Source organism: Pseudoduganella sp. jia 12, from assembly GCF_055502675.1.
In genome coordinates, this window is record NZ_JBUXKP010000010.1 from 325684 (window position 1) to 339101 (window position 13418).

The following is a 13418-nucleotide window of genomic DNA, read 5'->3' on the forward strand; positions in this document are numbered from 1 at the left end:
CGCCGCACGCTCCGGGTAACGACAGGCGTGCGGGGACAGGCGTACTGTGGGAAGGTCTGAGATACGCATATGGGTGGCGAAGTTAGCGCCCTAGACCGAAAGGCTGATGGGTCGCGCGCTCTATGAACAGAGCTGCGCGTGAAGGTCAAAGGATGCCGTTGAGGTAAGGGAAAGGCTGGTGGAGAAAAAATCAAACACCCAAGATGAAAAACGTCGTAGCGAAGCGGAGACACCACTGCAATGTGAAGCTACTGGTGCGCGAGTGCGCGAGAGTAGTGTGTCAACGATGCCGGAAGTTTTGGCGAAGCTCGCAGAGGGATGGGAGGTCAGCGCGCGCGAACAATTTGCGTGCGCTGACCGAACCGACGAACTTCTCGGTAAGCGTGTGATGGAACACGGAGCCGTGATCTACGCTAACTGCGCACGTGCGCTCAGGGCAGTCCTAGCCGACTCTTTGCCTCAGCGATAAGCCAGTCCTTCAGAACGGTGAAGGCGACGCCACCGGCCGGCTTGAGTACTTTGTCTTTCGCTTGGGCCCATATGGTGTCGTCCTTCATGGTGTCCAAAAACTCATGGCCCTGCCAGGTCAGCGAACGAGGAATTGCGACCGGTAGCATATCGCTGTAAGTCGTAGCATCTATCGCCAGTATCAAGCCACCGTCTGCCATCAGGTGGCAGTGGTGCCCGATCGTGCTGTGGTCATAGCCCTCGATGTCTGGATAGGTTCCAGATGGGGTTGCGGTTTCTAGGGTCATTAGGATCTTGCGGACAAGATCCATGTCACGTTTCATGGATTAACTCCATACTTTTCCTGGAACCTGCGCTCCATGAGCTCGCAAGCTCCAGCAATGAACTGGGCGTTGGCAGCGCCATTCGATTTCCGGCCTTGCTCACCCCAACAGAGTTCGATTGCGCTTCGCGCGTGGGCCCGTTCCTTCGCATCTGGACTATTGCCGACAATGGCGCCGAAGCCCAAAAAAAGCACGGGCAAGGCCACGAGCACCCAAACCCAAGTTTTCGATTTCGGCACCTTTGCGCCACAGCCAGGGCAAGCTGCCGCTGTATTGCTGATTTCCTTTTTGCATTCAGCACATGCAATCATCGCCATCCTATCCTCCGGAACCCGACCATTCAGGCATTAACGGATTATAAAATGAGTTGATATTTGGAAATCTAACAAAATGTCACGTAACGTGGTATGTCTGCCTCAACACGATCTTCCCGATGATTTCGACCCTGCCATCAGTGACGAGAACCTTGTGGTAGCGAGGAAGCGGGTTGTCGGAGTAGAGGTACCAGAGCGCCCCTTCCTTCACCAGGCGCTTGATGACAGATTCACCTTCGCAGTTGACGGCGTAGACGTGGCCACTGACCAACACCCGGTCGGCGGTGTCGATCACTACGACATCGCCATCGTAGTAGTTCGGTTCCATGCTTTCGCCATGGACTTCGATCGCATACAAGCACTCTCGCACGTACTTGCCCTTCTCGAGCCACCGACGTGGCACATCCCAGACGCCATCATCGCGCCGGTCGTAATCTACACTCACTCTGCTAAGTCCTGCTGATAGGCGTATGCCCATTACCTTGGGGATTCGAACTCGGGTCGGCAGCGGCTCATCGTTACCGTCCGTGCCCACAACTGGAAGCGCACCTGGGAACACCGGGCCATCGGGAATCATCAGGCGCATCTCACCCTCACCTGTGGCGAGCCATGTCGCCGAGCATCCGATGGATCGCTGCGCCTCAAGCATGCCCGACTTGGATATCCCCCGAGCCTCCCAATTTTTGACCGTCTGCGACGACTGGTTCAACGCGCGCGCGATCTGCGCCTGCGTGTCGATGCCGCGCAGTTCCTTTGCTGCTGTGTAAAGCCTTTTCATTTGTTCATGCATGCGCGGGATTCTCGGCCCAACTAAACAAAATGTGTTACACGCGTTGTTGACATCCAAAGTAAACATAGTGTTTAATGAGGCTTCTGAAATTAACGAATGAGCGAAATGGCTGACGACAGCAAAATCATTGACGATCTTGGCGGGGCGGCGAAAGTAGCGGAGATGCTGGGCTACGACAAACAGCACGGCGGCGTCCAGCGAGTGCAGAACTGGAAGACTCGTGGGATCCCTCCAAAAGTACGCCTGGAGCGTCCTGACCTGTTCGGCACCCCTGCTGCTGGCCACGCTCAGCGGCGCGCCACTGATCCTGCGGCGCCGTCCGTGCCAGATCGTCCATACCGGAAAGTGCCGAGCCGTCGAAACGTTGCTGAGGTGCGCAAGGCGAGGCCGCGGATGAAGGACGCATTGCCACCGCCGCGCTTGCTCCCTCGGAAAAAGTAAAGGGCCAGACAGGCTCTCGGGGATTTTAACTGTATTTCTGAGTCGATTACCTTTTTTGTAAGTATGAACTTACCACAAGGAATCACCTCATTTTTTTGCAAGGTTGATCAAATGGACGTCCACGACGCGCTCTACAAAGCAGCACACGAATACCCAGGCGGCGTCGAAGCGCTGGCCGTCCGAATGGGGAAAGTGCCGCAGGTTATGCGGAACAAGCTGAACCCGAACACTGCAACGAACGTGATCTCGCTGGCCGAATTCGACATGGCTCTGCCGATCCTCGGCTATGAACCGCTGCGCGCTCTGGCGGCAGCGCATGGATTCGCACTGTTCCAGGTAAGCGAAGGCCAAGCCAGCGACCAGGCCGTGCTGGAAATGTTCGCTGCCCTGGTGGGCTCGCACGGCAATGTCGGTACCGAGATCTACGCCGCGCTCGCCGACGGCCGGATCGAAGCGCACGAAATGAAGCGCATCAATGACGCAGCCCGCGCCGTGCACGGCGACCTGCAGAGCCTCGTCGCCCGCCTGGCCGGCATGATGGAGAAACCGGAATGACCCGCACCGAACAAGCCAACTACTCGCTGGCCACGCTACTCGGCTGGTGCAACCTCGCTCTCGTCGGCGGCGGCGCTATCCTCGGCACGCCTCCGGGCGGTGCGCAGAACAGCCGCGGCCAGGCCATGGTGCCGGACTGGTGCGGCGACTGGGCCGCCGCCGGCCCGCTGATGGTCGAGCACGGCGCTTACCCAAAGCTGCACTGCCCGGATGCCGGCCAGATGTATGTGCGCCACGAGTTCGCCGCGGCGACGTTCCTCGACCTGCGCACCTTCCCGTCGCGCGAGGCCGCCGTGCGCTTCGCCGTGGTGGCGATCGTCATCGACATGCTGCGCGCCAAGCGGCTGTCGCGGAGGCGCAAGTGAGCATCAGCCTGTTCCGCTCCGGGAAATCCAAGATCTGGCACTACCGGTTCCAGGTCGCGGGTCAGCGCATCCAGCGCAGCACGCGCGTCGCTCGGAAAGGCGAGGCCGAAGCGATCGCTGCGCGGGCCCACACGGCGGCGGTGCTGCGCGCGAACGGCGGGCACCCAATGCCTACGCTGCGCGATCTGTTCCGGGAATGGGCGGAAACGCGGGGCCCGGTCGCCAGCGAGCACCACCGCCGCTCCGTCGACGTGGTGCGCCGGCTGCATCTGTACAAGTTGGGCGAACTGCCGATCAGCGAGCTGACCACGCTGCGCATCGAGCAGGCCCGCAACGAGCACCTGGTCGATCACGAGCCGGCCACGGTCAACCACTGGCTGCGCGTCATCAAGCTGGTGGTGAACTGGGCGGTGAAGCGCGAGGTGCTGCCGCAGCTGCCGTGGAAGGTGGCGATGCTGAAAGTGCAGAAGAGGCCGCGCGCCATCCTGCCGCTGGACGTGGCCATGACGTGGTTCGCCGAGATCGATGCGGCTACGAAGCGCGAGCCGGGCATCGCCACCGCGGTGCGCATGCAGTTCGGAGCGGGCCTGCGCGAGGGCGAGTCGGCTTCCGCGCGCTGGGAATGGATCGACTGGGAGCGCCGCACGTACACGCCCGGGATCACGAAGGGGCGCGAGGCCGAACCGGTACCGATGCCCGGCTGGCTGCTCGAGCACCTGGCGCCGCTGCGAAAGCATGAGGGCCTGATTGCCACGAAGGCGAACGGCGACGAGCTGCCACCCGGCTTCGCCCGCACCGCGATGCGCATCGCCAACGCGAAGTGCAGGACGAAGGGCCTGACGCCCCACCGGCTGCGCGGGTCGTTCGCCACGCTGCTGTCAGAGGCCGGCGCGAACATCCAGACGATCCAGGCGGTCATGCGGCACAAGTCGCCGCTCACGACGATGGCTTACCTGGAGAAGGACTTGCGTCGGGTGAGCGCGGCGCAGGAGGAAATCGCCGCAAAAATGGGTTCGCAGCGGCGCGAAAGTGGCGCGAGCCTGTGAAGTAGCCCTTATGGGTATTGGATCACACGATTATCAACAGTCATCGGCAACTCACACGCCGATCCAGCGGAGAACGCAAATGCAAACGCAACTGCTCAAACTGAACCCCATCGTCACGGCCGGCCCGCTGACCATGACGAGCCGGGAAATCGCGGAGCTGACCGGCAAGCGGCACGACAACGTGATGCGCGTTTGCCGCGACCTGGTCGCTACCGGGACCTGTCCTCAAATTGAGGAATGCAACGTAATCAACGAGTTAGCGGGCGGCCGGTCGTTTGCCGAGTGCCGTTTGACCAAACGCGACTCGCTGGTCCTGGTGGCACGGCTGTCGCCGGAGTTCACCGCCCGCGTCATCGATCGCTGGCTGGAACTGGAGGCGGAGGTGATTGCCATCCCGGCCGTGCCGCGCACCTTTGGCGACGCGCTGCGCCTCGCCGCCGAGCAGGCCGACACGATCGCGCTGCAGCAGGCTCAACTGGAGGCCGCGGCGCCGGCCGTCGAGTTCGCGCAGCGGTACGCCGACAGTACCGGCCTGCTTGGCTTCCGCCAGGTGTGCAAGGTGCTCCAGGCGAAGGAGAACGCATTTCGCGCTTTCCTGCTTGAGCAGAAGATCGCTTACCGCCTCGGCAGCGAGCTCATGCCGATGGCACAGCACATCGACGCCGGCCGCTTCCAGGTGAAAGCAGGCACGAGCAACACCAACGGCCACGCCTTCAACAGTATGCGCTTCACACCGAAGGGTGTGCAGTGGGTCGCTGGCGAGTTCGCCAAACACCAGCTGCGCAACCACCACTGACCACGACAGGAGAATAGGGATGTCCGACAACACTCGCCCGGCGACGGGCAAAGACAACAGCGGTTTGCTGTTCGACGAACTGATCGTGCGGCACAAGCTGCGCAACGATGCGGGGCTGGCTCGCAAGCTGGGGGTCTGGCCGCCATGCATCAGCAAAATTCGGCACGGCCGGATCGCGGTAAGCGCCGACATCATTCTGCGCGTGCACGAGACTCTGGGCATGCCGGTCGCGAACATTCGCGCCTTGATGGCACTGCAGGCGGGGGCGTGATGGAGCAGACACTGGAACACGACCCCGGCCATGTGCGCACGCGCGAGCACTACGAGGCGATGGTGAAGGAACGTCAGGCGGAGCTCGATGCCGTCGCGGCCGGGCGCTACCCGGCGGTGTCAGAGTTCCGCGCGCAGCAGGAGCGCGTGCAGGCTGCTCTCACCATGGGTACTCGGATCACCATGAAGAGGATGCCGCTGTGATGTACGACCTCGCGCGCGTTGAGCGCATGCATCGGGCGATCAAGAACGAGTCGTCGGTCGGCGCCTGGAGCGGCATGCGCTCCTGCACTGGTGGCTGCAAGCGCCGCCGCTCAGTCGGTCAGTTCAAGGGCGACAGCACGGTATGCATCCGCTGCGCCCCGAGGCTGAAGTGATCGCCTCGCAGATTCAGCCAGTGGCCGCAATGCTCTCGACGTGCTGCTGGCCAGCCAGCCACGCCGCCTCCAGCGCGGCGGACCGATTGTCATGTCCGGCGAGGCGGCCGGCGTGCACGGTGGCGCCGCCGTAGGCAATACGGTAGCAGCCGACGTAGTCGAAGTCGTCGCCGTCCTCAGGCCACAAATCGACGTCATAGCCGCGATAACAATGTTGAATGGAAAAAGTGCATGCCATATGGAAATGGTAGCACAGGGCCTCTTATTGCCTGAAATTTTGTAAAGGAGAAATGTCATGGGTGCGTTTTGTGTTTTCGGCATCAGCCGCTCGGCGTGCCGAAAAAGGGCTGAGAGCAAGGTTCCAGTGCAGATCCCGGGCGGTGGCGGGAAAACGTACTCGGTCATTGAGTGGGGAGCGCAGGTACGCGCCTTGACCGAGGCCCTGTTCGCCGAGGCAACGCGCCGCGAGCGAGTTTCACCGGAGCTGGATGCGCCGCAGTTCTGCCGTGATTGGCTGGCAGCCCAGCCGGCCGAGGTTCGCCAGCCTGTGATCATGTGCCGTACGCAGAAGGTCGACAAGCATGGCAATCCAGTGAAGCGCAACGGAACTGTGGTAATGACCTGGCGAGAATTCGACGAACGCACAGGCGCGCCCAAGCAGGAAAGCGTTTCAGCATGAAGGGCATGGTGGATCTGTCGGAGTGGCGCGATGCCGCCCGGCTCGATCCGGCCGCGCTGCAATTCACGACTCGGCCCGCAAAGACCTGCCGCGGTTGCATCTTCGAGCGGCAGTGGTCGGACGTGTGCGGCCAGGCGCAGGCGGTCGCGAGCCGTGTCGACCTGAAGAGCTGCGAAAAGGGATTCATTTACGTGTTGGTGCCTGGCGATCCGTGCCAGCACCCATTGTTGGGAGGGACTGAGAATGGACAAGACTGATTTCGCCGAGCTGCGTTCGGCTGCCGCCATCAAGGCGCCTCGCGTATTCGTTGACAGGGCATTGCTGGCAGCGCTGCTGCAGCTGCACGATGCGCGCCCAGCCGCCGCGCGGCCGATCGCAATCAAAGGCGAGTATCCGGACGATTTCGAAGAATGCTGGGCCGCGTACCCGAAACGTCCTGGTGCATCGAAGGCGGCCAGCTTCAAGGCATGGGCAGCGCGCCTGAAGGCTGGCGCCACGGCGGTAGAGATGCTGGCCGGCACTCGCAAGTATGCCGCCTACGTCATAGCAGCACGGATCGAGCCGCGGTTCGTCCTTCAAGCTGCAACGTTTTATGGCCCGAGCGAGCGATTTTCAGCCGACTGGACCGTGCCGAACGGCCGGGCGGCCGCGAACGACGAGGCGAAGCGCCGGCTGTTCGGCGGGCCTGGTGAAATGGGAGCGCTGGCATGAAGCAGGCCGACTATGACGAGTTCGCCCGGCTGATCGACGACGTGTACGACATGATCAGCTGCGGCCAGAAGAGCCTGAGTGGCGCGGCCAAGGCGATCTACTTTCGGGCGGTTGCTCGGTTTCCGCTCGACGTGTTTCGCGCGGCGCTGCACGCTCACGTGATGAGCCCTGCGGGGAAGTTCTTGCCGCAGCCGGCGCACATCGTCGAACAGGTCGAATTGCTCAAGCAGGCAGACGGCCGGCCCGGCGCCGAGGAGGCTTGGGCGAATGCTCTGCAGGCCGAGGACGAGCAGAACACCGTCATCTGGACGAAAGAGGCCGGCGAGGCGTTCGCGTTGGCGCGGCCGGTTCTCGTGACCAGCGGCCCGATCAGCGCGCGGATGACGTTCCTCGAGGCATACAACCGACTCGTGGCGGCCGCGCGAGCAAATGGCGAGCCGGCGCAATGGTCGGCATCCGTGGGGTGGGACAAGTCTCACGCGGCAATTGTGCTGCAGCAGGCGGAGCAAAAAGGGTTGCTGCCGGCGCCGAGCGTTGCCGCGCTCCTGCCTGGCCGGGCCAGCGATGTGCCGGCTGACGAGAACGGCCGCGCGCAACTGGCGAAGATCAGGGAAATGCTAAAGGGTGCCGACGAGGTGCGCGAGGCGAGGCGGGTGGCAGCCTGGGAGGAGCGCGAGGCCGCAGACCGGGCGCGCCGACAAGAGATTGCCGAGCAGGTGCATCGGTACCAATCACGCCATTGCGCTATAACGAATGCAGTGGTTTGAGCAATTGGGCGGCAGCGAACGCCGCCTATACGTCCGCTTCCGCCCCAAAGCAGACTGTCACGGGCCATGAGGGTTAAGCGGGTTTACTCGGAACTAGAACCGTCGAATAGGCGTTCGAGTTGCCAAAGCTTATAGTCAATGCCAGCACTGACAGCCCATTCTGGCGCGCCCTGCAATCCGCCCCGAAGCGGACACCGCTACCTATCTGTCGTGGCTAATCAAGCAGAGTTGCGATTGCTGCAATTCGATGTCGCCGCCCTCTTCAAGCTCGACTAGGAATCGGGGTTCTGTTCCGATAGCGAGTAACGACACCAGAGAACCGCCTTTACCTCGATGTGGCCCGTCAATTATCCGAACATAATCGTTATGCTGGTACTCAACACCGGGGACACTCTCGCGATTGAGGAATGCTTGGCATAGGTCGTTGTTGTTCATGGCTTACCCTTGTCGTTATCTGGCTGGTCAGTCTCGCTAAAGGTCCGCTTGTGGCCGAAAGCGGACGGTCGGAACGGCTCAGTGTACGACGTTGTTGCTAGTGGAGCAAGCATCCGTGTGATGCGAGCTTTGAACTAGGTGGCGCGAAAGTGGCGCGGACCACCTTCGCAGCCCGCATGGTTAAGCCATTTGCAGATTATTTGGAATCATCCGTAACAGGAAAAGCGATCATGAAAAAACGCAAAGCCTACCGCCCGAAGCCGTGCGTGCTGCCACTGGGGATGCGCCGCGCGGCCAGCATGGAGATCCCCGGCTACTTGGCAGCAGCTGCGCTCGGCACGGCAAATTTCGGCGAACAGCACGTGTACGACATGCTGTCGAATGCCGACTACACGCGCCGGATTGCGCCCAACGGGCACGAGCTGTTGCCGATCGCCGAGGCCATGGTCCAGGCTTGCGCGTCGATTCAGGATCGCGCGCAGCGTACCGGGAAGCACGGTGTCACCGGCGACGAGATGAAGGTGCTGCGCGAAGGTCTGGCACTGACGATGGACTATCTCCGCTCCGTGCCGAACGTAGCGATTGCGCGCGCTGGGCTAGCAGCCGATCGCGAGTTCCGAAAGACCGGGACGTTGCGTGTTTAAATGGTAAATCCTTTCCCGCTGACAATCTTCATTTGTTCTTGCCGGGATAAAATGAACGCGGTTTAAACGGGGAGGAAAACCATGGATCAACTATTCAGAAACGCGCACGAGGCGCTCACGTTCGCCTTCAATTATTCGTCGCAGCAGTACGCGCTTTCGCCGATGGCCAAGCTGTTTTGTGTAGGCATCGGCTCGGGTAAAGGACTCGTCGGCAACGACGGTGCCGGCCAGGCTGGCATTGTTTCAGCGAGGGTCAAGAGGCTGCCAGCGTTGCAGGAGGCCTGCATCGTTGCTCGCTATGCCCCACGCTTCGAAGAATGCCCATGCTGCCAGAGCCGCGACAAGATGACCGACGCATACCGCGAGGCAATCGCGACTCTGACAGAATGGGCAATCTCGCAGACGACGGGCATCACGATCCGTAACATGCGGGCTGCCATCATTCGCTCTTTTTATGAAAAAGGTGTGTCGATATCCACAGCCGCCAAGGAGCTGGGCGTTCCGAAAGCGACTGCATATGACCAGAAATCGCGTGTCTACAAGGGACTGAAGGAACTGGACTTGCAGGCGCAAAAAGCAATTCACGATCTGCTAAGCACGCTTCTCAACGATTCCGATCAGCCAGTCAATTTTGTTGCAACGCCAGATTGCCTCGACTATAGTCGTCATGCAGATCTTATAACCGTATAGCAGGCAGAATAAATGTCGAGGACCCCGAATATTGAGTTTCACATAGGCGAAGTGTTGAACCAGGCATCCTACGCACTAAGCGCCATGCAGGCAAAAGTTGGGGCACTCCAGTACGTACTGAGTTTCAGGAGTGTTCCGGACGATACGTTTCTGCGCGCGCGAGACGAGGTGTTCCGCAACTTGCACAGCTTCCTTGCGCATGCATGTAACGTTTCTCAACTGTTCTGGCCAGCAAAACCTATCGTCCCAAGAGACCTAAATCTAACCAGTGCTGAAAAGCAGGCCTGGCAAGATGCTCAACGGTGGGAAGAGCGTGGACAGGAATTGCGAAGAGTGTTTGGGGTGGACGAGAACGTAGCTTTCAGAGACAAGCGGCTGCGAAATCACTTGGAGCACTTTGACGCACGCATCGACGAATGGCTGTCTGACACAACGATGAAAAATTTCATCGATCTAAACATTGGGCCGCTGGAACTGGTTGGGGCGCATGCGACGGATCCACGGGATGTGCTTCGGAATTACGATCCATATAAAGGAGAATTCACATTCCGCGGCGAGTCGTATGACCTGGTGCCAATCCATGCGGCTTTAGAGCAGGTCTATGCAAAGGCCTCTGAGTTGCGCAAATAGCTTGCGTTGGACTATTCCGTCCGGTATAGTCGCAAATTAGATACACGTGATAAGTGTATCTAGCTTCAGACCGACCCGCCTTGTGCGGGTTTTTTGCGTTTGGCGGTAGATTTCTCCCCGTTGATGTCGCCGAGCGCACCTATTGATAAAGCCCGCCCCGAAAGGTCGCGGGCTTTATTGCATTTCACAACAGGAGGCGTCATGAAAGACGGCATCGGCGGCGCATAGCCCCACCTGAACCTGGTCCTCACGTAGAAGCGCGACGAGATGCGCACGGGATCTGACTTGCCCGATGAGCGCCGGAGTGCCCGCCCGGCCATGCTCAAGAGACGGCCAAAAACTGATGCCGAGAACAAGCCCTGGCATCGGCCAGAACAGGCGAGCGCAACCGCGTGCATCGCCGCCGGACGCTGTAACCGGCCCTATTCCAGCAAGGCTCCAATGACCACTACTACGCACCCGGCGAAGGAATTGGTTCGCGAGTTCATGGAGCAGCGCATCTTGTCGCCCGACCCACCGCCCACGCCGGACGAGATCCGCCGCCAGCTCGGCTGGGATCTGATCCCTGAAGCTAGACGCCCTGGCGGCGCCGGCAATCTGAACGATATCGACCACTGAGGAAGCCATGCGCCTGTCCGCATATCCCGGCCACCCGGACTACAACCGGGAGTGGCTGCCTTGCCTCGTCCTCTTGGACGGCCAGCCAATGAGGGACGTTACCCACGCTGACGAGGAGCGCGGCCAGATCGCTGTGTATACGCGGGACCGCCGAGGCGACTTGGTTGCCGACGGCGACCAGCTGGTGACGAAGATTTTGACCGGCCGTGTGGAGCTGCGCCGCGACTGGAAGCACGTGGAAGCGATTGGCTTCGACAACTGGATGCGCAACCGCATCGAAACCGCCCACCGAGATTTTATGAAGAGGACCTCCGCATGACCGTCAAACTGCTCGCCAAGCATGGCATCTACACCGCGAACACCATCGTCACGCTCGATGCCGCTACCGAGGCAGGCCTGGTCGCCGCGAAGCTGGCCACTACCGATCTCACGGGCGGCGTCGCGTACGTAGCGCCGCCGGCACCGCCGAATCAGCGTTACCCGGTCATGGTCGAGGTTGACCAGGCCGGGAACTCGGTCTCGGTAGTGAGTTCGCAAAACGGCCAGCAGCTGTCGATTGGTGGCGGCGCGCCAGCCGGCAGCACGATCATCGGCGGCCTGGGCGATTCGATCACCGCGCAGTTCACGACCTCGAATGGGGCGGGCGCGCAGATTGAATATCGCAGCAAGGGCTTCCTGACTTGGCTCATGATCCTGTCCGATGGCGCCTTGTACACAAACCGGGCCTTGAATCATGGCGTGAGCGGCCAAACGTCGAAGCAGATTGCCGACCGCTCTGCTGCCGCTGCTGCTGACATGAAAGCTCGCGGCGCGCGGTTTTGCACGGTCCACATGGGCACGAATGACCTCAACGAATCGAGCGTTGACGAAAAGCAGATCGTCGACAACATCACCGCCACGTGTAGCAGCCTACTGAAGGAAGGTATCACGCCGATCGTGCTCCCGATTCTGCCGCGCTTCTACGATTCGGGCACCATCGGGACCGCGCTCACGCCGGAGCGCCGTTTGACATTGCAACGCTGGGCGCGCGCGCAACGTAACTATGCGCGCAGCACCCCCGGCGTACTACTGTGCGATCCGACCATCCCGTTCACCGATCAATCCGATGCCCTGGGCTATCCGATCGGCCGCGAGGGTTCGACGAACAGCGCGCTCGCATACACGAACGACGGCCTGCACCCGTCGCCGCGCGGCGCATTTCTGATCGGTCGCATGCTGCTCGACTTGCTGAAGCCCCGCCTGTCGGCCATCGCCCCGCGCATCACCTCGCAGGCTGATGTGTACGACGCCACCTACAACCCGAGTGGCAACCGCTTCAGCAATGGCTTCATGAAGGGCTCGGTTGCGCAATCCGGCACCGCTGCCGGCGTGGCGGCAACCGGTGTCACTCTGACGCGGCAAACTTCTGGCGCCTCCGGCGCGACCGGCATCGTCACGGGCAGCAAGGGCACGCGTACAGTGCAGGGCGTGCCCCTCGAAACACAGGTCTGCCTGACGTCCGGTACGTCCATCGTCGAGCTGTACCGCGCTTACATCACAATCAACGGTGTGACTGTGGGCCAGCAGGTTGATATCGATTGGGCGATCGCCGTGTCCAACGTCACGCCGGGCAGCCTGACGAAGGTGGAAGTGTTCGCATCCAACAACAGCAAGAACTACTATGCCAAGCGTGACGAAACGGGTCTGTACCAGCCAGACGATAGCTGGTCCGGCACGCTAACCGTCCCGCCGTTTATTGCGGAGGCGGCGCAAGTGCTCGTGATCCTCGAATGGGGCATCAACGGTGCGGTGGCAAGCGCGGGTGCTCAGATTGAAACCCTGCGCATCGGCGTTCGCACTACCGACATTGCATGATCCGCAGACTGATCGTGCTCGCCCTGCTGGCCACCTCGCCGGCACGGGCAATTGAGCCGCCCACCGCTGTCGAAATCGTGGAGCAGCAGCGCATCGTGCAGCACGTTCTAGCCAAGCCAAACGGCCGCCGGGACCTGGTGCCGCAGATGGCCGCATGGTTCGGCCGCGAATTCCAGCTGGAGTGCGACCGCGACCTGCAGGATTGCGCGCTGTATGTTGTCCATCGCAACAAGGGCCGCGAGATCACGTACATGCAGGTGGTCGCCCTACTGATCGAGCCGAAGTGATGCGACTGAAGACGCTCAAGCCCCGCCTGCAAGCCATTGCATCAGCACGAGTTCCGACCCTGCAAGTTCAGCCGGGTCGCGTAGAGCGGAAGCGCGGCAGTGCGGGCGTAAAAGACCGGAACGAGATCAGGGAGCGTGACTGCGGCTTGTGCCAGGAGTGCAAGCGGCAGGGGAAGACGACGGTCGGCAGCGCGGTCGACCACATCAAGCCGCTGTGGGCTGGCGGATCCGATGAGCCCGAGAACAAGGAACTGCTCTGCATCCCGTGCCATGACACCAAGACGGCGCGCGAGGCAGTCGAACGAGCAAGGGGCTACTGATGAACCTGGACGACATCGACGTGACGATCACGAAGCTG

The 13418-nt window shown here is 61.1% G+C and carries 23 protein-coding genes; 19 read left to right on the forward strand and 4 right to left on the reverse strand.

Annotated features, from left to right (window positions below; genetic code table 11):
* Positions 1-431: 431 nt before the first annotated feature.
* The 3 genes from ACY65G_RS22480 to ACY65G_RS22490 all read right to left on the reverse strand — a co-directional run bounded on the left by ACY65G_RS22480 (position 432) and on the right by ACY65G_RS22490 (position 2081).
* Entirely contained in the window at positions 432-791 is a 360-nt protein-coding gene (locus ACY65G_RS22480) for a DUF2513 domain-containing protein (RefSeq protein WP_464999510.1), read from the reverse strand.
* Positions 788-1108 carry a hypothetical protein gene (locus ACY65G_RS22485; RefSeq protein WP_464999511.1) on the reverse strand — a complete coding sequence of 107 codons (321 nt, stop codon included), beginning with the start codon at positions 1106-1108 and terminating at the stop codon, positions 788-790. Before ACY65G_RS22485 ends, ACY65G_RS22480 begins: the two co-directional genes overlap by 4 nt.
* A 76-nt stretch (positions 1109-1184) precedes the next feature.
* On the reverse strand, positions 1185-2081 hold the full coding sequence (locus tag ACY65G_RS22490; protein WP_464999512.1) for a LexA family transcriptional regulator: 897 nt from the start codon (positions 2079-2081) through the stop codon (positions 1185-1187).
* 366 nt (positions 2082-2447) lie between these two features.
* Between ACY65G_RS22490 and ACY65G_RS22495 the strand changes: the two genes are divergently transcribed.
* The 7 genes from ACY65G_RS22495 (at position 2448) to ACY65G_RS22525 (ending at position 5745) form a co-directional block, all read left to right on the forward strand.
* Positions 2448-2891 (forward strand): phage regulatory CII family protein, encoded by a 444-nt coding sequence (locus ACY65G_RS22495; protein ID WP_464999513.1) that lies wholly within the window; start codon positions 2448-2450, stop codon positions 2889-2891.
* Entirely contained in the window at positions 2888-3256 is a 369-nt protein-coding gene (locus ACY65G_RS22500) for a hypothetical protein (protein ID WP_464999514.1), read from the forward strand. The genes ACY65G_RS22495 and ACY65G_RS22500 overlap by 4 nt, the downstream gene beginning before the upstream one ends.
* Complete coding sequence (locus tag ACY65G_RS22505) at positions 3253-4302, forward strand: tyrosine-type recombinase/integrase (protein WP_464999515.1); 1050 nt, start codon at positions 3253-3255, stop codon at positions 4300-4302. Before ACY65G_RS22500 ends, ACY65G_RS22505 begins: the two co-directional genes overlap by 4 nt.
* Before the next feature lie 79 nt (positions 4303-4381).
* Complete coding sequence (locus ACY65G_RS22510; protein WP_464999516.1) at positions 4382-5098, forward strand: phage antirepressor KilAC domain-containing protein; 717 nt, start codon at positions 4382-4384, stop codon at positions 5096-5098.
* Positions 5099-5117: 19 nt separating this feature from the next.
* Positions 5118-5369: a helix-turn-helix domain-containing protein gene (locus tag ACY65G_RS22515; protein WP_464999517.1), complete on the forward strand. Its 252-nt coding sequence runs from the start codon at positions 5118-5120 to the stop codon at positions 5367-5369.
* On the forward strand, positions 5369-5572 hold the full coding sequence (locus ACY65G_RS22520; RefSeq protein ID WP_464999518.1) for a hypothetical protein: 204 nt from the start codon (positions 5369-5371) through the stop codon (positions 5570-5572). The genes ACY65G_RS22515 and ACY65G_RS22520 overlap by 1 nt, the downstream gene beginning before the upstream one ends.
* Complete coding sequence (locus tag ACY65G_RS22525; RefSeq protein ID WP_464999519.1) at positions 5572-5745, forward strand: hypothetical protein; 174 nt, start codon at positions 5572-5574, stop codon at positions 5743-5745. Before ACY65G_RS22520 ends, ACY65G_RS22525 begins: the two co-directional genes overlap by 1 nt.
* A 13-nt stretch (positions 5746-5758) precedes the next feature.
* Here ACY65G_RS22525 and ACY65G_RS22530 read toward each other — a convergent pair whose 3' ends face one another.
* On the reverse strand, positions 5759-5983 hold the full coding sequence (locus ACY65G_RS22530; RefSeq protein ID WP_464999520.1) for a hypothetical protein: 225 nt from the start codon (positions 5981-5983) through the stop codon (positions 5759-5761).
* A gap of 57 nt (positions 5984-6040) precedes the next feature.
* On the opposite strand from ACY65G_RS22530, the gene ACY65G_RS22535 reads away from it, so the two are divergent.
* The 12 genes from ACY65G_RS22535 to ACY65G_RS22590 all read left to right on the forward strand — a co-directional run bounded on the left by ACY65G_RS22535 (position 6041) and on the right by ACY65G_RS22590 (position 13380).
* Positions 6041-6424, forward strand: coding sequence for a hypothetical protein (locus tag ACY65G_RS22535; protein WP_464999521.1), 384 nt, complete (start codon positions 6041-6043; stop codon positions 6422-6424).
* Positions 6421-6681, forward strand: a complete 261-nt coding sequence (locus ACY65G_RS22540) for a hypothetical protein (protein ID WP_464999522.1) — start codon at positions 6421-6423, stop codon at positions 6679-6681. Before ACY65G_RS22535 ends, ACY65G_RS22540 begins: the two co-directional genes overlap by 4 nt.
* Positions 6668-7135 (forward strand): hypothetical protein, encoded by a 468-nt coding sequence (locus tag ACY65G_RS22545; protein WP_464999523.1) that lies wholly within the window; start codon positions 6668-6670, stop codon positions 7133-7135. The genes ACY65G_RS22540 and ACY65G_RS22545 overlap by 14 nt, the downstream gene beginning before the upstream one ends.
* Positions 7132-7902, forward strand: coding sequence for a hypothetical protein (locus ACY65G_RS22550; RefSeq protein ID WP_464999524.1), 771 nt, complete (start codon positions 7132-7134; stop codon positions 7900-7902). The genes ACY65G_RS22545 and ACY65G_RS22550 overlap by 4 nt, the downstream gene beginning before the upstream one ends.
* A gap of 665 nt (positions 7903-8567) precedes the next feature.
* Positions 8568-8981, forward strand: coding sequence for a hypothetical protein (locus ACY65G_RS22555; RefSeq protein ID WP_464999525.1), 414 nt, complete (start codon positions 8568-8570; stop codon positions 8979-8981).
* Between the two features lie 81 nt (positions 8982-9062).
* Complete coding sequence (locus tag ACY65G_RS22560; protein ID WP_464999526.1) at positions 9063-9671, forward strand: hypothetical protein; 609 nt, start codon at positions 9063-9065, stop codon at positions 9669-9671.
* A 54-nt stretch (positions 9672-9725) separates the two neighbouring features.
* Entirely contained in the window at positions 9726-10301 is a 576-nt protein-coding gene (locus tag ACY65G_RS22565; protein WP_464999527.1) for a hypothetical protein, read from the forward strand.
* 441 nt (positions 10302-10742) lie between these two features.
* Positions 10743-10919: a hypothetical protein gene (locus ACY65G_RS22570; protein ID WP_464999528.1), complete on the forward strand. Its 177-nt coding sequence runs from the start codon at positions 10743-10745 to the stop codon at positions 10917-10919.
* Positions 10920-10926: 7 nt separating this feature from the next.
* The gene (locus ACY65G_RS22575; protein ID WP_464999529.1) at positions 10927-11238 is read left to right on the forward strand and encodes a hypothetical protein; all 312 of its coding nucleotides are present in this window, start codon (positions 10927-10929) and stop codon (positions 11236-11238) included.
* Positions 11235-12773 carry an SGNH/GDSL hydrolase family protein gene (locus tag ACY65G_RS22580; protein ID WP_464999530.1) on the forward strand — a complete coding sequence of 513 codons (1539 nt, stop codon included), beginning with the start codon at positions 11235-11237 and terminating at the stop codon, positions 12771-12773. The genes ACY65G_RS22575 and ACY65G_RS22580 overlap by 4 nt, the downstream gene beginning before the upstream one ends.
* Positions 12770-13060 carry a hypothetical protein gene (locus ACY65G_RS22585; protein ID WP_464999531.1) on the forward strand — a complete coding sequence of 97 codons (291 nt, stop codon included), beginning with the start codon at positions 12770-12772 and terminating at the stop codon, positions 13058-13060. Before ACY65G_RS22580 ends, ACY65G_RS22585 begins: the two co-directional genes overlap by 4 nt.
* Positions 13060-13380 (forward strand): HNH endonuclease, encoded by a 321-nt coding sequence (locus ACY65G_RS22590; RefSeq protein WP_464999532.1) that lies wholly within the window; start codon positions 13060-13062, stop codon positions 13378-13380. Before ACY65G_RS22585 ends, ACY65G_RS22590 begins: the two co-directional genes overlap by 1 nt.
* Positions 13381-13418 lie beyond the last annotated feature (38 nt).